A 19,853-nucleotide genomic window follows, 5' to 3' on the forward strand; every position below is an offset into this window, starting at 1 on the left:
GAATTCATGTGGTGCCGAATCGCGTCAGCTTTTCCTCGGATGGGCATCGTTAACGGCATTCCTCGTCACCGCTCTTGCGTTCGCTAAGCCCCTCCCGTGACAGCGCCCTGACAAAGCCATAAGCTCGCATACCCGCCGGCCCGGGGTTTTTGGTAATCCAGTCGTTGATGTTTCCCAACGCCTTGGCCAAGTCGTCGCGCTTGACCCGTATCAGGTACGTCTTTCGGTCGTCTTCGGGATCGTCAAGGGATTCGGCGACGGCGACGGGGTTCCTGAACGCATAGGCGATCCCGTGCACCGCGTCGTGGTTAAGGGCCCACTGAAGTTCACCGGGCCGCAGCCGGTTCACCGCCAAATTGCGGTAGCCGTCCTCGTCGTGTGAGTCGCTCACGTTGCCGATGGCCCTCCTCTGTGTGCCCCGCGAGAAAGTGGACGACGACGGACCGAAGGCAATGTCGCGCAGGCAATTCGATGAAGCTTTCAACCTGAACAGTCTCATCATAGGAAGCGGCGTGACTCGTTGCATGCCGAGCGTTTGTCCAGCTAACGACTTCCGCCGAGGCTGACCGCGGCGCAGCGGTGCCGTCGGCTAGGCGTCGTGGCCCGGCTGGAGGTGGTGGACGTCCCGGAAGGACAGCCATTGCTCCAGCTCGCGCGGCGGGCTGCCGTCCACCGGTTCCAGCAAATACCCGACGTGATCGCCCAGCGAGAAACGATCGATGATCTTGCCGACAAACCAGGCGGCCGCGTCGTCGAGAATGGGCATCTGCGCTGGGCCGGGATGCCAGGGGCAGCGGTCGAACTTGTCGACGGTGTCGCCGGTCTGGCCGCCGAAGAGCTCCGCGATGTCGAGGTGCTCGCGGTCGAACACATGCACCGCCAGGTGGGTGGCGTCGGCGGCCACCCGGAACGTGTGGTTTTCCTTGGACAGGCCGACCAGGAAACGGGGCGGATGGATGCTGGCTTGGCTGGCAAAGCCCACCAGACAGCCGGCCACAATGCCGTCGGCCCGCGTGGTGACGACGAACATCGGATAATTCAGCAGCGCCACCAGCTTTTCGAACGCCGCGGTTCCAGGCTCGGCCACCCGCTCAGCCTTCCCGTTCGGACCGGGCGGGAACCGCATTGTCGTGATCGTGGCGTGCCGTTCGGATCATTCTTTGCCAGTGCTCACGGCCCCGTCGGCAATGGCGTCGTTCAAGCAAGCATCCGGGCCGGTCAAGGCGGGACTGAACTTGAGGGCGGCGACGAGTTCGTCGATGGCCGTTGCCCCCTGCCCGCCTAGGATGGCCTGCGAGAAGCAGGTCTCCAGGTGGTTATGCAACATCACCCTGTTGGTGCGCTCCAGCGCCGCCTGCACCGCAGAAATCTGCTTCATCACGTCCACGCAGTACGCGTCGTCTTCGAGCATCCGAATAATGCCGTCGAGGTGACCCCGCACGGTCTTCAGCCGGTTGACTGCCGCACGCTTTTTAGCCGTCAGTTCCGAAGCCATCGCCGTCTCCTCGCCTCGCCGCCTTTAACCACCGTGCGGCGACTGATTCAATTGGTCAGACTACCCCACCCCACCTGGGGTGGGGTAGCATGGCTCGATCTACCGAAGTGAAGAGGAGGCCCAAGCCATGGTGAGTCCGATCGACGCACCCGGAGACCGTTCCGGTTTGACGGAGGGACAACCCGAGCCTTCGCGAGACGGCATCCGGGCAGGCCGCCCGAGCCGTCTGAGTCAGGCCCTGGCGTGGGTGGGTATCGTCGCCGGCGGCTTATTCATCGTCGCGGCAATCTTCTTCTCGGGATTTTTTCTGAGCTGGGGCTTTAGCGGTCAGTGGGACGAACCCGCCGGGCACATGGCTTACTGCAGCCAGATGAAACCGGGCGGAATGATGGGGCCCGGCGGAATGATGGGGCCGGCTCCGCGGTCACCCGCAACCCCGGCCCCGAGTTCACCTCGGCCGTAGCGCCGGGGACTGAACCCACGGAGCGTTCGATGTCCGTCCGACCCGTCAGTGGGATGCAAACTTCTGTCCGGCAACCGGATTGGAGTTCCGGATGGCGACGTTGACGCGCCGCGCCGTACTCGCCGCGCTCGGAGCCGGCGGCGGCGCCCTCGCGGTGGGCTATGCGCTGCGAGGCACCCTCGGATGGCCGGCGCCGGTGATCCGGCTCGTTGACCACACTTGCATGGGCGTCGATCCCGCCGACATGAGTCGCTACACCGATATGTTCAACCGGCACGGCGAAATCACCCGCACCGTCGAGGAGATCCCCGGCGGGATACGCAGTACCACTCAATCGAATTCACCTGACCTTGCCGCACAGCTCCAAGCCCACGTGTCGAGCATGTACTCCCGTCTCGATCAGGGCACGGAGGTCATGTGCATGAGCGGTAGCCTGCCCACCTTGTTCCGGCGTGCGAATGGCTATCGGCGCCAGCTGACTTTCACCCCTACCGGTGTGATCGCCGAGGAAACCGCCGACGACCCGGCCCTCGTGCAGGCCATTCGTGCTCACGCCCAAGAGGTCACCGGTTTCGTGCGCGATGGAATGCCGCCGATGATGCAAGCAATGATGTGCCCCGGGATGATGGGGCCCGGGATGATGGGCCGTTGAGGCCGCACGGGTAGGCGCAGGGCGTCATCGAAGCGGCTGGTTTTCTCGCACTCCGCGATACATGCCCCACCGGACGATCCACGGCATCACCACCCGTTCGACCGACCATAACGGGAAGCGGAACCCGTGGCCGGTGGGAAAGAAGACCTCCAATCCGTCGGGCTGGATGCCCACCAGCGAACCCCACCGCCGCCCGGGCGCTCGGAAGGCGCGCAGCGGCCTACCCGCGAACTCGGCGCGAATGTTGCGAGCCGCCAGCGCATCCCCGCGATTGCGCGCCGAGCTCCGAAGAGGGTCGGTCGCCGCGACGTCCCCGATCGCGAAGACACCCCGATGGCCGGGCACCCGCAGGTCCGGCGTCACGCGGACAAACCCCAGCTCGTCGAGCAGCTCGGGCGGCAGCCAATCGGTGTTGGGCCGGACCCGCCCGATCGCCCAGAGCACGGCGTCGGCGGAGGCCGGGGGTTGTCCGGTGCTCCAGTAGACCGGTTCGTTGGTGATCTCGTCGCCCGGGAAGCCGTCCGACACCGCGGCGCGGTGGCCCGGGTGGAGGCCCACGCCGAGGTCGGTTAGTCGGCGCCGGATGCGTTTCCAAATCCGCGGGTGGTACCCGCCCAAAGCGCGTTCTCCGGGAAAGTACAGGTCGATCCGCTTGCCGGGCCAGGTGGTTGCCATGTTGACGGCGCCGCTGACCGCCGCGACCCCGCCGCCGATGACGATCACTGAGTCGGCGGCGGCCAGCCGGTGGTGGGCGGCGCGCAGGTCGGCGCCGATCTCAGCGGCCGACTGCAGCGTCGGTCGGCGCCAGAAGCCGTTGGTAACCCCGGTGGAGATGACCAGCGCGTCGTACTCCTCGGCGATCACTACGCCGTCCGCGCGCCGGCCAAAGACCGTTCGGGTTGCCAGGTCCACTCCCGTCAGCGTGGCCTGAATCGTCCGTACCCGATCCAAACGGCGGAACCTGTCGAACGGAATCCAGTAGTCGCGGGCCCAATCGCCCGGGCGGGAGAGCCGCACGCCGAGTTCCTGGCCACTGACCAGCCCGGGTTTGACCGAGATTCCGACGACGTCGGCGTGCCGCGCCAGGCGGATCGCGGTCAGGACACCCACGTCCCCCAGTCCGGCGATGACGACGCGCTTGCGCTTCATGCCACTATCGTGCGGGTCGGCCCGGGCGCCACACCACGTGATCGCCTGACCCAAGTATCGTCGCACCGACAGCCGCCCTGGCGGGGGAGCACATGTTGGAGTTTCACACGTCGGTGCACCCACATGTTCGCGCCGCCTTGCGCGCCGCGACGCGTGCGTCGGCGCCCCGCCCCACCGCGGCCCGACGAGCCGCCAAAGACTTTCAAAAGGACCTGTGGCCGGCCGTTGGCGCCGAGGTCCGGTGGGCGTTCATGGCACCGCGCACCTGGCTGATGGGCGTGGTAGCCAACGTGTTCTTCGCCGCGGCGTGGTTGCTGGTGCAGCCGCTGACCGCGGGCCGTCACCATGACTGGGTAATCCTGGTCGGCACGTACTTCTCGTCGTGGGTCCTCGCCGACGTCACCACCACCAACATGTTCGGCGCCGATCACTACCGTGTCCTCGAGGGCTTGTCCGACGGTGTGCCATTCTGGCGGATCCTGCTGATCAAAGACTTGGCCTTGCTGGTGATAGTCGGCCTGCCCACCTTGGCGACGGCGATGGCGCTGACGCTCTGGTTGGAAACGCCCGCACGCCTGGCGGTCACGATCCCCACCGTCGCGGTGCCCATCGTGTCCTGGCTGGGCGTGGGCAACCTCATTTCGGTGCTGCACCCGGTGAGCGTCGAGCCGCTGATCCGCCGGTGGCGGCAGCGTCGCGATCGTCGCCGCACGGGCGGCTGGCTGTTGGCCCTCACGCTGCCTTATGCGCTGTACTACGTGGCCGACCCGATGGACGGGGTGGAGCATCGCGTGTTGTGGACGCAGGTGCCCGCGTTGATTTGGCCGGTTTTCGGGCGTGACACGAAAAGCTTTGTGCATCTCGCGATTGCGGCGGGGGTTTGGACGGCCGGGACCGTCGCGGCCGTGCTGTGGGTGCGCAAGCGTGGGTTGCAGATCGGGTGAGACCCACGGGCGGCCGCCGTGAGCGGTGTCCCGGCCAGCGGTCGATGACGCGCAACCGTGCGACCCGGTTGTTAACCTGGCCCCATGGGCTCCGAAGCGGACGAGACCAGCGAAAAGCCGGGGAAGGCGGCGCTTGCCGCCACCAGTCGGGCGCTGCTGTGCATGATGTCTTACGAAGAGGAGATCTCCGGCTACGACCTCAAGAAGTGGATCGACTGGAGCGTCGACCTCTACTACTGGAGCCCGTCGTACAGCCAGATCTACACGGAGCTGAAAAAGCTGGAGAGCCTTGGTCTGGTGACCTCCCGCGTCGAGCGCGACGAGGGCACCCGCAGCCGCCGGCTTTACAAGATCACCCAGGCCGGGATGGACGCCGCCATCGAGTGGGTCAACGACGCGCCGGTCGATCCGCCGGTGCTCAAGCACAGTGTGCTGCTGCGGGTGACGTTCGGTCACCTCACCAACCCGGCACGGCTCAAGGAACTGCTGCAGGAACACGCGGCGTACGCCGAAGCCAGGCATCGCAAGGCCATCGAGGACGCCGAGGGGGCCGAGGCCGAACCCGCGTGGGCCTATTCGGTGATCGCGCTGCGCTGGGCGGCCAAGTACTACGCCGCCGAACGCGAGTTTGCGCTGGAGCTAATCAAGGACATCGACGAGGCCGACGCCACGATGCAGACGGCCCCCAAGGGTGGTTTCGGCAAGCCGCGCACCACGCCGGGCTACTGGCGCGAAGTCGAGAAGCAGGTCCAGGCCAGGCGCGAAGCTGACTAGTCCTGATGGTGGCGACCGGGCGGCTAGCGGATGTCCTCGAATGTGTATGCGTGCGTGCCCGTTTCGCCCGGCTCCGCCGCGATCGCGATCACCACTGGTGCTGGTGGTGGCGATCCGCTTCGCCCGGCTCCGCCGCGCTCGCGATCGCCACTGGTGCTGGTGGTGGCGATCCGCTTCGCCCGGCTCCGCCGCGCTCGCGATCGCCACTAGCCGGCCGCGTCTCGGGCCGCGATGTAGCCATACACCAGCCCCTGCGCGATCGTCGCGCCCGCGCCCGGGTATGTCGTGCCGAACGCGTTGGCGGCCGTATTGCCGATTGCGTAGAGCCCGGCGATCACGGTGCCGTCCTCCCGCAGCGCCCGCGCGCGGTCGTCGGCCTTCACCCCGCCGCACGTGCCCAGGTCGCTGAGCACCATTTTCACGGCGTAGAACGGTCCTTTCACCAACGGGCGCAGGTTGGGGTTCGGCGTGATCGTCGGGTCGCCGTAGTACCGGTCGTAGGCGCTGCGGCCCCGACCAAAGTCGGGATCCTGTCCGGCCCAAGCGTTTTCGTTGAAACGCGTCATCGTCTTAGTGAAGTCTGCCACCGGGACGCCGATTTGCGCGCCCAGGTCGGCGAAACCGTCGGCGCGCACCGCGATGCCCGCGTCGTACCAAGACCGCGGAATCCGCATTCGCGGAAATAGTTGGGCGCCAAAGACATAGCTATTGCGGTATTGCTGGTCGAAGACGATCCACATGGCCTCGACGGGGCTGCCCGAGCGCTCCAATTCGAGTAGCCGCTGGCCGAACGACATGTAGTCCGCCGACTCATTGGCGAACCGGTGGCCGTCCTGGTTCACGATGACGCAGCCGGGGAGTGAGCGTTCGGCCAGCATCACCGCGGGCGGCTTGCCGGGCAGTGGCGCGACGGCGGGGAACCACCACGCCTGATCCATCAAATCGATACCGGCGCCCAGTTCCTGCGCCGCGCGGATTCCGTCGCCGGTATTGGCCGCGGCACCCAGGCTCAGGTTGGCGCCCAGCGACTCGGACTGGAATTTCCACCGCATATCCATGCTGTGGTCGAAACCGCCGGTGGCGAGCACCACGCCGCGCCGGGCGGTGATCGTCACCTCGCGGCCAGCGTGGTCGACGACCGCGCCGGTCACCCGGTCACCGTCGTCAACAAGGCGCACCAGCGTGGTGTCCGTCCACACCGGGATGCCGGCGCGCAGCACACCCGCGAACAGGCCGGCCGCCAGGCCCTGACCGCCCGCCGCGTAGCGCCGGCCCAGCAGCCGGCCGCCCACGCCCTGTGCCACCCGCTTGGCGAATATGGGAATTCCCTTGCGCGGCACCCGAAATACCAGATTCATCCAGCGATAGTCGGCGCCGGTCGTCGGTATCGGGACGCCGGCCTCCATGACGCCGGGCAGCAGCCGGGTGCGGTATTCACCGAGGATCGACGTGTCGAACGGGGAGCACTCGCAGGTGCGGCCCGCCGCGCTACCACCCGGCTCCTCGGGGTGGTAGTCGGAGTAGTCGCGGGCCCAGAACAACCGCAGCGGCGTCATCCGGCGCAACATGTCGACCGTCGCGGACACGTGTGCGAGAAACCCCGCCGATCGCTGAGGTGGCGCCGACCCCGCGACCGCCGACTCCAGGTAGGCGGTGGCGCGCTCGGCGGTGTCGTTGGCGCCGGCCTCACGCAGCACCGGGCTGGCGGGCAGCCACAGCGCGCCCCCGGACCGGGCGGTCGAGCCGCCGACGTAGGAAGACTTCTCCACGATCAGTACCGACAGCCCGAATTCGTGGGCGGCCAGTGCCGCGGCCATGCCGGTGCCCGAGCCGACCACCAGCAGATCCACGCATCCGTCGGCCACGGAAAGCCCGGCGGGGATCGTCGTGCAGTGCGCGGCCACGTCGAGAACGGTATGCCGGGGCGGCGCGGCAACGGAAGAGCCGTCCTGATGAGTGGAACAAGCCGCCCCCACAGGCCGGCGCCGGGGAGTTAAATCATGCCTATGACGTCGCAGACCGAGGCCGACGGAGTTCGGCTCATCGAAGCGCAGGCCTCACCGACGCGGTTCGCCCGCGGCTGGCACTGCCTGGGCCTGATCAGGGATTTCGATGACGGCAAGCCGCACGCGATCAACGCCTTCGGGCAGAAGCTTGTCGTCTTTCGCAGCGGCCCGCCCGGCGAGGGCACCGTCAACGTGCTCGACGCCTACTGCCGCCACATGGGCGGTGATTTGTCGCGGGGTGAGGTCAAGGGCAACGAGATCGCATGCCCGTTCCACGACTGGCGCTGGGGCGGCGACGGGCGATGCAAGCAGGTGCCGTACAGCAGGCGCACACCCAGGCTCGCCCGCACCCAAGCCTGGACCACGCTGCAGCAGGACGGCATGTTGTTCGTGTGGAACGACCCCGAGCGCAAGCCGCCCCCGCCGGAGGCCACGATTCCTCGCATCGAGGGTGCGACGAGCGACGAGTGGACCGACTGGCACTGGTACACCACCGTCGTCAACAGCAACTGCCGCGAAATCATCGACAACGTCGTGGATATGGCGCACTTCTTCTACATCCACGGCTCGTTGCCTACCTACTTCAAGAACATATTCGAAGGGCGCGTGGCGACGCAGTACATGAACGGTTCGGGCCGCCCGGACCTCGGCGGCACCGAGGGCGCACAAATTCTCGGCACGACGTCGGTGGCGTCCTACTACGGTCCGTCTTTCATGATCGACGACCTGACCTATCACTACGAGCACGGCGACCATCAGACGATACTCATCAATTGCCACTATCCGATTGACGCGAATTCCTTTGTGCTGCAATACGGCATCATCGTGAAGAAATCGGATACGCTGCCCGGCGATGCGGCCATGCAGACCGCGATCAGCCTCGGTGACTTCGTCAAGATGGGTTTCGAGCAGGACGTCGAGATCTGGCGGCACAAGGCACGCATCGATAACCCGTTACTCGTGGAGGAGGACGGCCCGGTCTATCAGTTGCGTCGGTGGTATCAGCAGTTCTACGTCGACGCCGCCGACGTGCAACCGGATATGGTGGACCGCTTCGAGTTCGAGCTGGACACGACCCGGCCCTACGAGGCGTGGATGAAGGAGGTCGAGGCGAACATGGCGGCCCAGGCGGGCTCGATCTGATGACGGTCGATTCGTGGGTCGACAATCGCCTCGACGAGCTGCCCATGATGCCGGTCGCGTGCCGCAACTGCGGTGCGCGGGTGCTGGCCCGCAAGAGCAGCTGGAACCAGACGAGTGTGCAGTGGAACGCCGACGCGATGGCCCGGTGTGCCGAGCGCAGGGAGGCCGACAAGATGTCGGCGCACGCTGGCAGAGGAGTGTTTCTGGCGTGCTCGGCGTTGAGCCAGTCGATCGCCGACGCGGTGCGACACGGCGACTTGTCTATCGTCGACGAGACGAAAGTCCCGGAAAGCTCTGCGCGGCAAGCACCTTCGCCCGCTCCGCCATGGCCACCCCAACAGACGGTTCGGTGAGCAGGTAGAACCGGCCCTCGGCGGCCTGCTCGAAAATCGTCGCTGCGGCGGCCAGCGGATCCATGGCCGCGGTCTTGACGTCAAGCATGGCCGCACGCTGCTGTTCGGCTGCCGTGGTGTCGGTGGCAGCCGCGGGGTCTACGCCGCCCGCCGAGTCGAAGATGTTGGACACCACCGCTCCGGGCAGCACGGCCTGCACGTGAACGTGGTGGCCGTGGCCGGCCGACTGAACGTCGAGATAGAGGCACTCGGTCAACGCCAGCACCGCGTGCTTGCTCATGATGTAGGGCGCCTGCAACGGAATCGCCAACACCGCGCCCACCGACGACAGGTTCCACACCCAGGCTTGCTCGTCGGTAGCCATCATCTTCGGCAGAAACGCCCGCACCCCGTGGAAGACTCCACTGACGTTGATGTCGACGACGCGTCGCCAGTTGGTCACGGGCGTGTCCCACAAATACCCGAACTGTTCGACTCCGGCGTTATTCACCAACAGACGCACCGGACCGATATCGCGGTAGGTCTTCTCGGCGAGTTCGCGCATCGCGTCGGGGTCGCGCACGTCGCACACGACGTCTACCGCTGAACCTCCCGCTGCGCAAAGCTCGTCCCGCGCCGCGGCGACGGCATCGGCGTCGATGTCGGCGAGGACGACCGTCATCCCCAATGCGGCGGCATGGCGGGCCAGTCCCATGCCGATACCCGCGCCGGCTCCCGTAATGACGGCGACGCCGCCGGAAAACGCTTCGCGAGCGGTCACCGAATTCGGGCGTACTGCGTGGCGGGCCGCAGCGGCCGCAGTGGCTGCAGAGTCGGCGCAACCCGTTGCGGGCCGTCCTCGACGTTGCGCCAGATGCCCATCGCGGTCATGCGTACCGGGGCGGTCAGCCGTTGATCGAACATCATCCGATTCATCGGGCCGCACACCGACACCGCCGCCACCGTCTCCCCGGCCTCACCTGGATTCCCGATAGGTGCTGCGACACAACCGAATCCGAGCAGCGACTCCTCACGTTCGAACGCGACACCATGGGCGCGCACCTTGGCCAGTTCGATTGCCAGTTGGGCGCTGTTCGAGATCGAGTACCTGGTCTTGCGGACCTGCAGGTCCACCTCGGCATCGTGATGGGCCAGGATCGCCTTGCCGACGGCAGTACAGTGCGCGGGCTGGCGACCGCCGACGCGGGTGGGGATCCCCTGGTCCCCGATCTTCTCCAGATAAACGACGTCGGGGCCGTCCAGAACCGCAAGGTGCACGACGAGCCCAGTGGCGCGGTGCAATTCGCCCAGCAGCGGGCGGGCCGCTCGCACCAGGCGGTCCTGGTGTACCGCCAGCGAGCCCAGCTCCACGAGGCGCATGCCAAGCTCATAGTCGCGACCGCTGCGGCGCAGCCAGCGCAGCTGCACCAGGCGCTCGAGCATGCGATGCGCTGACGACCGGGGCAGGCCGGTGCGGCGGACGATCTGGGCCAGCGTCAGCCGCCCCGGTCCGTCGAACGCGTCGAGGACCAGTGAGATGCGGTCGATGACGGCCGTGGGCGTAGTCGGTTCGACGGTCTGCACAGTCATCGGTCCTCCATCGCCAGCTATAACTGACTGTCATATTCCTAATAGGAATATCTGTTTCTACCACACCGCTGTGGCCGTTGTCACACGGCACGCGAACAAGCCCGCGAACGTAACGTGGCTGCGAGTTTCAGCAGGATTTTTCACCGTGGCGTTACGCTCGCAAGCGGGCGGCGCCCGGACAACGAAGGGCGGATCAGCCCTTGGCCGCCGACCGGCCCGCGCGGCGGCCGTAGAAGCTGCCGTCCCCGAGCGAGACACCGCTGGCGTAGCCCCAGGCGGCCAACCCGGCCGTGGAACGTCCCGCGGCGAAGAGCCCGGGAATGGGCTCACCGCTGACGTGCAGCACCTCGGCGTCCAACGAGGTCCGCAGCCCGCCCAGGGTGAAGCCGCCGGTGTTCTCCCGCAGGTCGATGGCCCCGACGGGGGAACCGATCGGCTTGAGCCACTCGGGCTTCTTGTGCAACAGCGGGTCCTCGCCGCGGGCGGCCCCGTCGTTGTAGGCCGCCACGGTCGCCTGCAGCGAGCCGGGCGCCAAACCCATGTCCCGTTCCAGATCGGCAACGGTGTCGGCCACCCAGGTCGGCGGCCGCAACATCAACTTCGGCGACCACGAGGCCATCGCCTCGTCCTGGGCATCGTTGTCGATGATCAGGTACGCGACGTTGTCCTGCTGGTAGAGCGTGAGTTGGCCGATCCGGCCCGGGTAGGTGTCCTCGGCGACGTAGCGCTGACCGCGGCCGTTCACCAGGATGCCGCGCACGAGTTGTTGGGGGTCGATGAAGATCGCCACCTCGGTGGCGTCCATGTGGGCCAGGTCGGCGCCCAGCGCCTGCGCCATCCGGATTCCCTGCCCGTCGTGCTGCTCGATCGAGGCGGCCGGCCGCCCGGCGATGCGGGGGGCGTACTGCGCCACCATCGCGTCGTTATAGGCGAAGCTGCCGGTCGCGAGCACGACTCCGGTGCGCGCCCGAATCGCCATCTCGGTGCCGTATCGGCGGGCGCGCAGGCCCACCACCCGGCCGTCGGATTCGACGATGAGCGACCGCACCCGCACGTCGTAAAGCGGCCGCGCGCCGGCGGCGGTAGCCGTCTCGACGAGCGGCTTCATCAGCATGTAGCCGGCGCTGGCCTCGCCCTGCTTCTTGTTCTGCATCTGGGGGACATGCCCGCGCGGGGCGGGGGCGGCAATCGTGTTGAACGGGTAAGCGTTTTCGCCGCCGCTGTACATCAGGCCCTGGTCGCCCATCGGCTCCCAGCCGGGCTCGGCGAAGAACTCCGCCTTGAACGGCACGCCGCAGCCGACCAGCCAGTCGAAGTGGGCCACGCTGCCGGCGCAGTAATCGGCGATGCGGTTCTCGTCGGCGCCCGGACCCATCGCGACGTTCAGGAACGCCGCCATGTTCTCGACGGAATCCGTGAAACCACAAGCCTTTTGCAGCGCCGTGCCACCGCCGAGGTAGATGAATCCGCCGGCCATCGCCGCCGCCCCGCCCCACGACCCGGTGCGCTCGGTCACCAGGACCTCGGCCCCGGAGCGGGCCGCCTCGACCGCCGCGGCCGCGCCGGCCACGCCGTAGCCGGCGATGACGACATCGGCCTCGTCGTCCCACGAGGTGATCGACGACGCAGGTACCGGTATGACGTCAGTGTCGGGTGTCATAGCCGCATCGCCGCGGGCATCTCCCCGATCCATTGGTGGCCCCAATAGCTGTCGGCCGTGATTTCCTCTGCGGTGTAATAGGTTTCGTCGACCCGCATGCCGTCGGTGCCGAATTCGATGTCCCAGTCGCCGGGCGCCCGGACGTAGAACGAGACCATCTTGTCGTTCGTGTGACGTCCCAGGGTGGACGACAGCTGGAAGCCCTCGGCGGTGACGCGGTCCAGCGCCTGGCCCACCGCGTCGAGGGTGTCGACCTCGACCATGATGTGGACGAGGCGCGGGTCGCGCTGATGTGCGGCCGGGACAACCGCCAGGCTGTGGTGCCGCTCGTTGATGCCCAGGAAGCGAACCCGCACCGGGCCAAACTCTTTCGGTAGCGGCACCCGGAACGCGCCCCGGGAGCGGAACCCCAAGACCTCGGTGTAGAAGTCGAACAGCCCGCCCGGATCGGTGGCCGGCACGACGACATGGCCCATGCCCTGGTCGCCGGTGACGAATTTCGCGCCGAACGGCGTGATGACCGGGCTGTGGTCAAGCACCGCGCCGTGAAAAACCTCGAGCGTCGTGCCGGCCGGGTCCTCGAAGGTGATCACCTCTTCCACCCGGCGGGCCTCGGCCTCCTCGGTGGACAGCTGCTTGAACGGCACCCCGGCGCCGTCGAGGGTCGCCTTGACGCGCTGCAGCGCCGGGTGGTCGCGTACCTCCCAGCCGACGGTGAGCACCCGGTCGGTCTCGCCGGGCACCACGATGAGCCGGGCCGCGCGCTCGTCCATCCGCAGGTACAGCGCCGACGGGTCGGGCCCCGAGCCTTCCGCAAAGCCCAGGACACCGAAGGCAAACTGCCGCCAGCGGTCGATGTCCTTGGTCGAAATGGTGATGTAGCCAAGGCTTTTCAGGTCGGTCACCGCGTGTTCTCCTAGATCAAAGCCCGCAGCGGGCCCTCGGGGGGCTCGATGCCGAGCGAGCTGAGCGCCGACGCGTGATAGACGGTGCCGGGAACATGGATGGCATGCATCTGGCCGACGTGCGCGTCACGCCAATACCGCTGCAGCGGCTTGTCCATCCGCGACGCGTTGCCGCCTGAGCGGGCGAAGATCTCGTCGACCGCCGACACCGCCCGCCACACCGCGCGGACCTGGGTGCGGCGACCGGCGGCGCGGTCGGCGAACGACACCTCCTTGCCGGCGGCGACGAGGTCGTAGATGCGGTCGACGTTGGCCAGCAGTTCCTGGCGGGCGGCGTTGATGTCGGCCGCGGCCTCGCCGACGGCGTACATGACGTAGGGGTCGTCCTTGATCGCGGTGCCGGTGGCGCCGACGCGCTCGCGCTGGTAGTCCAGGTGCGCCGCGAGCGCCCCCTCGGCGATGCCGATGGTGGCCGCGGAGATGCCCAGCGGGAACATCGTCGACCACGGCATCAGATACAGCGGCTCGGTCATGCCGGCCTCGCGCTGCGCGGTACCGTCCATCACCTTCGTCGCGTCCATCGTTCGGTAGGCCGGGACGAACGCGTCTCTGACGATGACGTCCTTGGAGCCGGTTCCGCGCAGCCCCACCACATTCCAGGAGTCCTCGACGATCTCGTAGTCCTTGCGGGGCAGGATCATGTGCAGCATCTGCGGCGGCATCAGCGGCACGCCCTTGTCGTTGCCGAGCATCGCACCCAGGATGATCCAGTCGCAATGGTCGGTGCCCGAGCTGAACTGCCAGCGGCCGTTGAAGATATAGCCACCGTCGACCGGTTTGGCCACCCCCTGCGGCGCGTACGGCGAGGCCATCCAGGTGTCGACGTCGTCGGCCCAGACCTCGGCGGGCACCTTGGGATCCGCATAGGCCAGCTGGTAGGGGTGCACGCCCACCACGCCGACGATCCAGCCGGCGGCCGGGTCCAGGGCCGCGGTGGCCATCACCGTCTCGGCAAACTCGCGGGGATGGACCTCGAACCCTTGGTAGCTCTTGGGCTGCAGCAGCCGGATCAGGCCGGCCCTCTTCATGAGCTTGACGGTGTCGTCGGTCAGCCGGCCGATCCGCTCGGCCTCGGCGGCCTGCTCGCGCAACTGGTCCGCCATGACTAGTACCCGGTCGAGTACCCGCTCGCTCATGTTGTTGTCCTTACGTCGTGTGGGCGTACTAATGGTCTACCGCAGTTGGTGCCGGACCAGAAGGCGATCCCGGTGAGCGGACGCAAATGCGGTCAAAACTCGACCAAGGCGTCCGGTGACCGGGAAAGGGAACGGCTCGCCGGTCAGAGGTCCCTACCGTGAATGTTCGTGAACAATGCCGACGAGCAACTTCTGGACGTCATCGTTGTCGGCGCGGGGTTCGCCGGCCTCTATGCCGTACACAAACTGCGCACCCAAGGGCTTTCGGTGCGGGCGCTCGAGGCCGCACCCGCGCTGGGCGGCACCTGGTACCACAACCGATACCCGGGCGCGCGTTGCGACGTCGAAAGCGTCGACTACTGCTACTCCTTCTCCGACGAACTACAGCAGGAGTGGACCTGGACCGAGAAATACGCCACCCAGGCCGAGATCCTCGGCTACCTGAACTGGGTCGCGGACAAACTTGACCTGCGCCGCGACATCGCCTTCAACACCCGCGTCGTGTCGGCGGTGCTCGACGAGGCGACGCTGCGCTGGACGATCACCACCGACGGCGGACGGGTGCTCTCGGCGCGGTTCTGTGTGATGGCGACGGGGCCATTGTCGGCCGCAATGATCCCCGACTTCACCGGCCTGGAGACCTTCTCCGGCGAGATCCACCACACCGCGCACTGGCCCCACGATCCCGTCGACTTCACCGGCAAGCGGGTGGCGGTCGTCGGCACCGGATCGTCCGGAATCCAATCGATCCCGATCATCGCCGAGCGGGCCGCGCACCTCTACGTCTTCCAGCGCACCCCCAACTACAGCGTCCCGGCGGGCAACAAACCGTTGACCACCAAGGAACTCGACAACATCAAGGCCACCTACGCGGAGCGGCGCCGGCTGTCCTGGCGAAGTGGCGGCGGTTCACCGCACGCCACCGCCCCGAAGCCGACCATGGAGTTCACCCCCGACGAGCGCCGCGCGGTATTCGAAACGCGATGGCGGCTCGGCGGCGTGCTGTTCTCGAAGACGTTCCCCGACCAGATGAGCGACCTTGAGGCCAACGAGGAGGCCCGCAAGTTCTACGAGGAGAAGGTCCGCGCGGTCGTCGAGGATCCGGCTCTCGCCGACATGCTGATTCCCAACGATCACCCGATCGGAACCAAGCGAATCTGCACCGACAGCAACTACTTTCAGACCTTCAACCGCAACAACGTATCACTGGTCAGCGTGCGCGCCACCCCGATCGAATCCGTCGACGCCGCCGGAATCAACACCGTTGACGCGCATTATGACCTCGACATGATCGTGCTCGCAACGGGTTTCGATGCGATGACGGGGGCGCTGGCCAAGATCGACATCGTCGGCCGCGACGGCAGGACCCTGCGTGACGACTGGGCGCACGGACCCCGGACTTACCTGGGGTTGGGCGTCGACGGGTTCCCCAACCTGTTCCCGATCTCGGGCCCGGGGGCGCCCGCCGTGCTGGCGAACATGGTGCTGCACGCCGAAGCGCAGGTGGACTGGATCGCCAAAGCCATCGCCCACCTCGACGACCATGGTTACGCCGCCATCGAAGCCACGCTGGACAGCGTGGACGAGTGGGTGGCCGAATGCGCCCGGCGCGCCGAGGACACGCTGTTCACCAAGGCGAACTCCTGGTACATGGGCGCCAACGTGCCCGGAAAGCCCAGGGGCTTCATGCTTTTCGTCGGAGGGTTTGCGACCTACAACGATATCTGCGCGGAAGTGGCCGACAGCGGCTATAGGGGTTTCGATCTGATCGAGATGCCGCGATGACCGCGATCGACACCGGCCTGACGCGGAAGACGACATGAGCGGGGCGGCCGAAGGACGGCTACAAGGAAGGATCGCCCTGATCACCGGCGCGGCGCGCGGGATCGGTCGCGCCCAGGCCGTGCGGTTCGCCCAGGAGGGCGCCGACATCGTTGCGCTGGACGCGTGCGGTCCCATCGAGACCGTGGTGATCCCGCACAGCACACCGGCCGACCTCGACCGCACGGCCGCATTGGTCGCCGCGACCGGCGCGCGGGTGCACACCGAAATCGTCGACGTCCGCGACCTCGCCGGCGTGCGGGCCGCCACCGACCGCGGCGTCGAGCGCTTCGGCGGACTCGACGTGGTGTGCGCGACCGCCGGAATCACGTCGCGCGGGTCGGCGCTCGAGCTCGACGAAAGAGCCTGGCGCACCATGCTGGACGTCAACCTCACCGGCGTGTGGCACACCTGCCGGGCGACTGCGCCGCACCTGATCGCCCGTGGCGCCGGTGCGATGGTCCTGACGAATTCCATCGCCGGGCTGCGTGGGCTGGTCGGCGTCGTGCATTACACCGCCGCCAAGCACGGCGTCGTCGGCCTGATGCGCGGCCTGGCCAACGAGCTTGCGCCGCACAATGTTCGGGTGAACTGCGTGCACCCCACCAACGTCGACACCCCGATGATCCAGAACGACGCCGTCAGAAGCGCATTTCGCCCCGATCTGGACCGGCCGCCCACGCGTGCCGAATTCGCCGAGGCCGCTCGCGGCATGAACATGCTTGCGGTCCCATGGGTGGATCCGGTGGACGTCGCCAATGCCGCGCTGTTTTTGGCCTCCGACGAGGCCCGCTACATCACCGCCGTAACCCTGCCCGTCGACGCCGGCGCCACCCAGCGATAAGGCGCTATTCGCGTGATAGGAATGCCAGCACGGTGCTTTCGAAGGCCTCCTTGGCCTCGATCATCCCCCAGTGCCCGGAGTTCGGGAAGACGTGAAGTTCCGCGTTGGGGATGGTGCGCATCGGGATGAGCGCCATGTCGGGCGGGCTCACCCTGTCGTCTCGGCCCCACGTCAGCAGGGTGGGTGCCGCCAGCTTGTGCATCACCGCCCAGGGCAGCGGCCGGTCGGAGGCATTCATCGCGGCGTTCATCGCGGCGAACGCCGCCCTGCCGTACATGCGCCGCGCGGCCGCGAGCGTCGCCGGGTCGGTGGCCAGCTGCCAGCGTTCCTCGACGAGTTCGTCGGTGACCAGAGACTGGTCGTACACCATCGATTTGAGCCAGTCGACTAGCCGTTGCCGGGTCGGGTCCTCGACGAACTCCTGCAACAAACGGATGCCCTCACTGGGGCTGGGACTGAAGATGTTGGTCCCGATGCCGCCGATCGTCACCAGCCGGCCGACGCGGCCCGGATTTTGGATGGCGAAGTTGATGCCCACGCCGCCGCCCATCGAGTTGCCGACGATGTGCGCCTTTTCGACGCCGAGCGCGTCCAGAAACGGCGCTACGGTGCCGAATGCGGTGACCATCGGGTGGCCGCCGAAGTCGTCGCTGACGCCGAAGCCGGGAAATTCCAGGATCAGGCAGCGGAAGCGCTCGGCGAATGCCGGCAGTATCCCGCGGAAGTTGCGCCAGCCGGTGACCCCGGGGCCGGAGCCGTGCAGGAACAGCAGTGCCTGGCCGGAGCCAGGGCCACAGTCGTAATAGCGCAAAGCGCCCTTCGGAGTGTCGATTTCACGCAGGTCTTGCTCGACGACGGTGATCGGTTCAGAAGTGTGTGCCACGCATGTCACCTTGCCATGCCGACGGTGATCGAGTATGCGGCGGGTGCCGAGTTTTCCATGCACCACACGGACACTGTCGATTTCGATGTCGCGCTTTCGGGCTCGGTGGAACTGATCCTCGGTGACGGTGCGCACCCGCTTGCGGTCGGCGACGCCTGGCGCGCGGGTCCGGCAATGGCTCAGCTGCCGGGTGGCGGGCGAACCATGGTCGAGTCGGGGGATGCCCAGTCGGTCGACACCTTGCGGTGCTTGATCAGCCACGCATCACCATCGGCCACGAAGGTGTCGCGATAACGCCCGAAATGGTCCAGCCCGATATGGGTGAACACGGTGAAGTATGACGAGACGTGCGCCTCGCCGGGAGCCAGGGCTGTGAATAGCACATTGGTGAGGTTGTGCCGGACGACCGGCTTGACGTCGGTTCTGACGGCGATGTTCCCGCTGACACCGCCGAGGAACGCCATGATCTCGGAGCGGCCGTGCAGTGGCTCCCCAAGGCGTATCTCCAGAACACCGTCCTCGCAGAACGTCTCGGCGAGGCCGTCGAGCCGGCCGGCGTCACCCGACCAGTTGTACCGCGCGAGAGTGTCGCGGATCTGCTCACGGGCGATCAGTTCCCACATCTTCACCGTCGTGGCTCCTCGCCTCGGATTACTCAGGATATGCGGCGGGTCCCAACCTCGAAGCCGCCCGTGGGAATGAATCGCCGCGCGAAACGGTAGAACAACGCATGAAACTCAACGACGCCGCGCGCGGCCTCATTGGCCAGGGCGCCGACGCCACCTCGCATCGGGGCATTTCCGTTGAAGACGCGCCGGGGTGTGTTTTGGTTCACCTTCGCCATGACCCGATGAACCTTTGACGGGTACCGGTCGTCGGCATGGGCATGACCGTAACAACGTATTCCACGTCCACAAACCATGCCGCCGCTCTTGCCCGCGGCGCGCCACGCATCGCCGGTGCTGCCGTTGCGTTCACGCCGCACCGGTACAACCAGGAGGAGGTGGCCCGAGAGCTCACCGACTTCGCCGAGCCCGGATTCATGCGCTTCGCGCAGACGACCGGGGTCGACAGCCGCAGCCTCGCGCTACCGCTGTCGCGTTACCCGAAACTGAGTGGCTTCACCGAGGCGAACAACGCCTACCTCGAGGTCGCCGTCGACCTCGGCGAGCGGGCAATACGGAAGGCGCTGGCCGAGGCGAACATTGAACCTCACGAGGTGGACGCCATCGTGATGGTCTCCAGCACGGGAATAGCGGTGCCGACCATCGACGCGCGGCTGATGACGCGAGTTGGGTTGCGGCCCAACGTTAAGCGTGTCCCGCTGTTCGGGCTCGGTTGCGTGGCGGGTGCGGCCGGGATGGCGCGCATCCACGACTACCTGCACGGCTACCCGGGGGATGTTGCCGTGCTGCTGTCCGTGGAGCTGTGCTCACTCACGCTGCAGCGCGACGACACCTCGATCCCGGCCCTGATCGGCGTCTCCCTGTTCGGGGACGGTGCGGCCGCGGTGGTGGCCACCGGGGCCGACCGAGTCCCGTTGGGCCCCAAGGCGGGTCGAGGACCGCGCGTCCTCGCGACGCGCAGCCGCATCGTTCCCGAGACCGTTGACGTCATGGGTTGGAACGTCAGCTCCCGTGGATTCCAGCTCGTGATGTCCCGCGACGTCCCGAAGATGGCCGATGACTACCTGCGTGACGAGGTCGACGGCTTCTTGGCCGATCATGACTTGTCCATCGCCGACATCTCGACATGGGTGTGTCATCCCGGCGGTCCGAAAGTGCTCGATTCGATCGAGAATGCCATAGGCCTTCCGCCGGAAGCGTTGATCCACAGCCGAAACTCCATGCGGGACAATGGCAACATCTCCTCGGCCTCGGTGCTTGACGTGCTGCGCCGAACGGTCGCCGAGCCGCCGCCCGGGGGAGACTTCGGAGTGATGTTGGCGATGGGTCCGGGCTTCAGCTTCGAGTTGCTGCTGCTGCAGTGGTGACGG

At 67.0% G+C, this 19,853-nt stretch carries 20 protein-coding genes and 1 pseudogene; 9 read left to right on the forward strand and 12 right to left on the reverse strand.

Features of this window, described 5'->3' with window-relative positions:
• Nucleotides 1-49: 49 nt before the first annotated feature.
• The 3 genes from K3U93_RS11735 to K3U93_RS11745 form a co-directional block, all read right to left on the reverse strand.
• Entirely contained in the window at nt 50-349 is a 300-nt protein-coding gene (locus tag K3U93_RS11735; protein ID WP_071510455.1) for a hypothetical protein, read from the reverse strand.
• 240 nt (nt 350-589) lie between these two features.
• On the reverse strand, nt 590-1,087 hold the full coding sequence (locus K3U93_RS11740) for a flavin reductase family protein (protein WP_071510456.1): 498 nt from the start codon (nt 1,085-1,087) through the stop codon (nt 590-592).
• Between the two features lie 66 nt (nt 1,088-1,153).
• The gene (locus K3U93_RS11745; RefSeq protein ID WP_071510412.1) at nt 1,154-1,495 is read right to left on the reverse strand and encodes a metal-sensitive transcriptional regulator; all 342 of its coding nucleotides are present in this window, start codon (nt 1,493-1,495) and stop codon (nt 1,154-1,156) included.
• Nucleotides 1,496-2,049: 554 nt separating this feature from the next.
• Here K3U93_RS11745 and K3U93_RS11750 point away from each other — a divergent pair.
• On the forward strand, nt 2,050-2,610 hold the full coding sequence (locus K3U93_RS11750; protein WP_071510413.1) for a hypothetical protein: 561 nt from the start codon (nt 2,050-2,052) through the stop codon (nt 2,608-2,610).
• Nucleotides 2,611-2,634: 24 nt separating this feature from the next.
• Here K3U93_RS11750 and K3U93_RS11755 read toward each other — a convergent pair whose 3' ends face one another.
• On the reverse strand, nt 2,635-3,759 hold the full coding sequence (locus tag K3U93_RS11755; RefSeq protein WP_083009760.1) for an FAD-dependent oxidoreductase: 1,125 nt from the start codon (nt 3,757-3,759) through the stop codon (nt 2,635-2,637).
• Between the two features lie 92 nt (nt 3,760-3,851).
• Between K3U93_RS11755 and K3U93_RS11760 the strand changes: the two genes are divergently transcribed.
• Nucleotides 3,852-4,703 (forward strand): hypothetical protein, encoded by an 852-nt coding sequence (locus tag K3U93_RS11760; RefSeq protein ID WP_071510415.1) that lies wholly within the window; start codon nt 3,852-3,854, stop codon nt 4,701-4,703.
• An 84-nt stretch (nt 4,704-4,787) separates the two neighbouring features.
• On the forward strand, nt 4,788-5,477 hold the full coding sequence (locus K3U93_RS11765) for a PadR family transcriptional regulator (RefSeq protein ID WP_083009759.1): 690 nt from the start codon (nt 4,788-4,790) through the stop codon (nt 5,475-5,477).
• Between the two features lie 206 nt (nt 5,478-5,683).
• Here K3U93_RS11765 and K3U93_RS11770 read toward each other — a convergent pair whose 3' ends face one another.
• Nucleotides 5,684-7,342, reverse strand: coding sequence for a 3-ketosteroid-delta-1-dehydrogenase (locus K3U93_RS11770; protein ID WP_230981675.1), 1,659 nt, complete (start codon nt 7,340-7,342; stop codon nt 5,684-5,686).
• A gap of 141 nt (nt 7,343-7,483) precedes the next feature.
• Here K3U93_RS11770 and K3U93_RS11775 point away from each other — a divergent pair, with 141 nt between their 5' ends.
• A complete protein-coding gene (locus K3U93_RS11775; RefSeq protein ID WP_083009756.1) occupies nt 7,484-8,626 on the forward strand; it encodes a 3-ketosteroid-9-alpha-monooxygenase, oxygenase component in 1,143 nt (380 codons plus the stop codon).
• Nucleotides 8,626-8,898: pseudogene (locus K3U93_RS24860) on the forward strand (ferredoxin); the annotation flags it as partial. The gene K3U93_RS11775 and the pseudogene K3U93_RS24860, both read left to right, overlap by 1 nt.
• Here the strand turns inward: K3U93_RS24860 and K3U93_RS11780 are convergent.
• The 5 genes from K3U93_RS11780 to K3U93_RS11800 all read right to left on the reverse strand — a co-directional run bounded on the left by K3U93_RS11780 (nt 8,888) and on the right by K3U93_RS11800 (nt 14,309).
• Nucleotides 8,888-9,739 carry an SDR family NAD(P)-dependent oxidoreductase gene (locus tag K3U93_RS11780; protein WP_083009754.1) on the reverse strand — a complete coding sequence of 284 codons (852 nt, stop codon included), beginning with the start codon at nt 9,737-9,739 and terminating at the stop codon, nt 8,888-8,890. The pseudogene K3U93_RS24860 and the gene K3U93_RS11780 overlap by 11 nt on opposite strands.
• The gene (locus tag K3U93_RS11785; RefSeq protein ID WP_083009753.1) at nt 9,736-10,548 is read right to left on the reverse strand and encodes an IclR family transcriptional regulator; all 813 of its coding nucleotides are present in this window, start codon (nt 10,546-10,548) and stop codon (nt 9,736-9,738) included. Before K3U93_RS11785 ends, K3U93_RS11780 begins: the two co-directional genes overlap by 4 nt.
• 193 nt (nt 10,549-10,741) lie before the next feature.
• Nucleotides 10,742-12,241, reverse strand: a complete 1,500-nt coding sequence (locus K3U93_RS11790) for an FAD-dependent oxidoreductase (RefSeq protein WP_176219890.1) — start codon at nt 12,239-12,241, stop codon at nt 10,742-10,744.
• Entirely contained in the window at nt 12,205-13,113 is a 909-nt protein-coding gene (gene bphC / locus K3U93_RS11795) for a biphenyl-2,3-diol 1,2-dioxygenase (protein WP_083009751.1), read from the reverse strand. Before bphC ends, K3U93_RS11790 begins: the two co-directional genes overlap by 37 nt.
• 11 nt (nt 13,114-13,124) lie before the next feature.
• Nucleotides 13,125-14,309, reverse strand: a complete 1,185-nt coding sequence (locus K3U93_RS11800) for an acyl-CoA dehydrogenase family protein (protein WP_083009750.1) — start codon at nt 14,307-14,309, stop codon at nt 13,125-13,127.
• A gap of 168 nt (nt 14,310-14,477) precedes the next feature.
• Here K3U93_RS11800 and K3U93_RS11805 point away from each other — a divergent pair, with 168 nt between their 5' ends.
• Together K3U93_RS11805 and K3U93_RS11810 are read left to right on the forward strand one after the other, a co-directional pair.
• A complete protein-coding gene (locus K3U93_RS11805; RefSeq protein ID WP_083009818.1) occupies nt 14,478-16,094 on the forward strand; it encodes a flavin-containing monooxygenase in 1,617 nt (538 codons plus the stop codon).
• 34 nt (nt 16,095-16,128) lie between these two features.
• The gene (locus K3U93_RS11810; RefSeq protein WP_083009749.1) at nt 16,129-16,974 is read left to right on the forward strand and encodes a mycofactocin-coupled SDR family oxidoreductase; all 846 of its coding nucleotides are present in this window, start codon (nt 16,129-16,131) and stop codon (nt 16,972-16,974) included.
• 4 nt (nt 16,975-16,978) lie between these two features.
• Here the strand turns inward: K3U93_RS11810 and K3U93_RS11815 are convergent, their stop codons facing one another.
• Both K3U93_RS11815 and K3U93_RS11820 read right to left on the reverse strand, forming a co-directional pair.
• Nucleotides 16,979-17,866 carry an alpha/beta fold hydrolase gene (locus K3U93_RS11815; RefSeq protein ID WP_420915414.1) on the reverse strand — a complete coding sequence of 296 codons (888 nt, stop codon included), beginning with the start codon at nt 17,864-17,866 and terminating at the stop codon, nt 16,979-16,981.
• A 170-nt stretch (nt 17,867-18,036) separates the two neighbouring features.
• Nucleotides 18,037-18,486, reverse strand: a complete 450-nt coding sequence (locus K3U93_RS11820) for a nuclear transport factor 2 family protein (protein ID WP_083009748.1) — start codon at nt 18,484-18,486, stop codon at nt 18,037-18,039.
• A 101-nt stretch (nt 18,487-18,587) separates the two neighbouring features.
• Between K3U93_RS11820 and K3U93_RS25225 the strand changes: the two genes are divergently transcribed.
• Both K3U93_RS25225 and K3U93_RS11825 read left to right on the forward strand, forming a co-directional pair.
• Nucleotides 18,588-18,719 (forward strand): hypothetical protein, encoded by a 132-nt coding sequence (locus K3U93_RS25225; protein ID WP_254893557.1) that lies wholly within the window; start codon nt 18,588-18,590, stop codon nt 18,717-18,719.
• Nucleotides 18,720-18,743: 24 nt separating this feature from the next.
• Nucleotides 18,744-19,850, forward strand: a complete 1,107-nt coding sequence (locus K3U93_RS11825) for a type III polyketide synthase (protein ID WP_083009816.1) — start codon at nt 18,744-18,746, stop codon at nt 19,848-19,850.
• The last annotated feature ends 3 nt before the right edge of the window (nt 19,851-19,853 follow it).

This window comes from Mycobacterium malmoense (assembly GCF_019645855.1).
Lineage (GTDB): Bacteria > Actinomycetota > Actinomycetes > Mycobacteriales > Mycobacteriaceae > Mycobacterium > Mycobacterium malmoense.

Bases quoted from the DNA above. Each gene is read 5' to 3' on its own strand.
- K3U93_RS11745 (WP_071510412.1), bottom strand. From the start codon at position 1,495: ATGGCTTCGGAACTGACGGCTAAAAAGCGTGCGGCAGTCAACCGGCTG.
- K3U93_RS11750 (WP_071510413.1), top strand. From the start codon at position 2,050: ATGGCGACGTTGACGCGCCGCGCCGTACTCGCCGCGCTCGGAGCCGGC.
- K3U93_RS11755 (WP_083009760.1), bottom strand. From the start codon at position 3,759: ATGAAGCGCAAGCGCGTCGTCATCGCCGGACTGGGGGACGTGGGTGTC.
- K3U93_RS11760 (WP_071510415.1), top strand. From the start codon at position 3,852: ATGTTGGAGTTTCACACGTCGGTGCACCCACATGTTCGCGCCGCCTTG.
- K3U93_RS11765 (WP_083009759.1), top strand. From the start codon at position 4,788: ATGGGCTCCGAAGCGGACGAGACCAGCGAAAAGCCGGGGAAGGCGGCG.
- K3U93_RS11775 (WP_083009756.1), top strand. From the start codon at position 7,484: ATGACGTCGCAGACCGAGGCCGACGGAGTTCGGCTCATCGAAGCGCAG.
- K3U93_RS11785 (WP_083009753.1), bottom strand. From the start codon at position 10,548: ATGACTGTGCAGACCGTCGAACCGACTACGCCCACGGCCGTCATCGAC.
- K3U93_RS11790 (WP_176219890.1), bottom strand. From the start codon at position 12,241: ATGGATCGGGGAGATGCCCGCGGCGATGCGGCTATGACACCCGACACT.
- K3U93_RS11800 (WP_083009750.1), bottom strand. From the start codon at position 14,309: ATGAGCGAGCGGGTACTCGACCGGGTACTAGTCATGGCGGACCAGTTG.
- K3U93_RS11810 (WP_083009749.1), top strand. From the start codon at position 16,129: ATGAGCGGGGCGGCCGAAGGACGGCTACAAGGAAGGATCGCCCTGATC.
- K3U93_RS25225 (WP_254893557.1), top strand. From the start codon at position 18,588: ATGAAACTCAACGACGCCGCGCGCGGCCTCATTGGCCAGGGCGCCGAC.
- K3U93_RS11825 (WP_083009816.1), top strand. From the start codon at position 18,744: ATGACCGTAACAACGTATTCCACGTCCACAAACCATGCCGCCGCTCTT.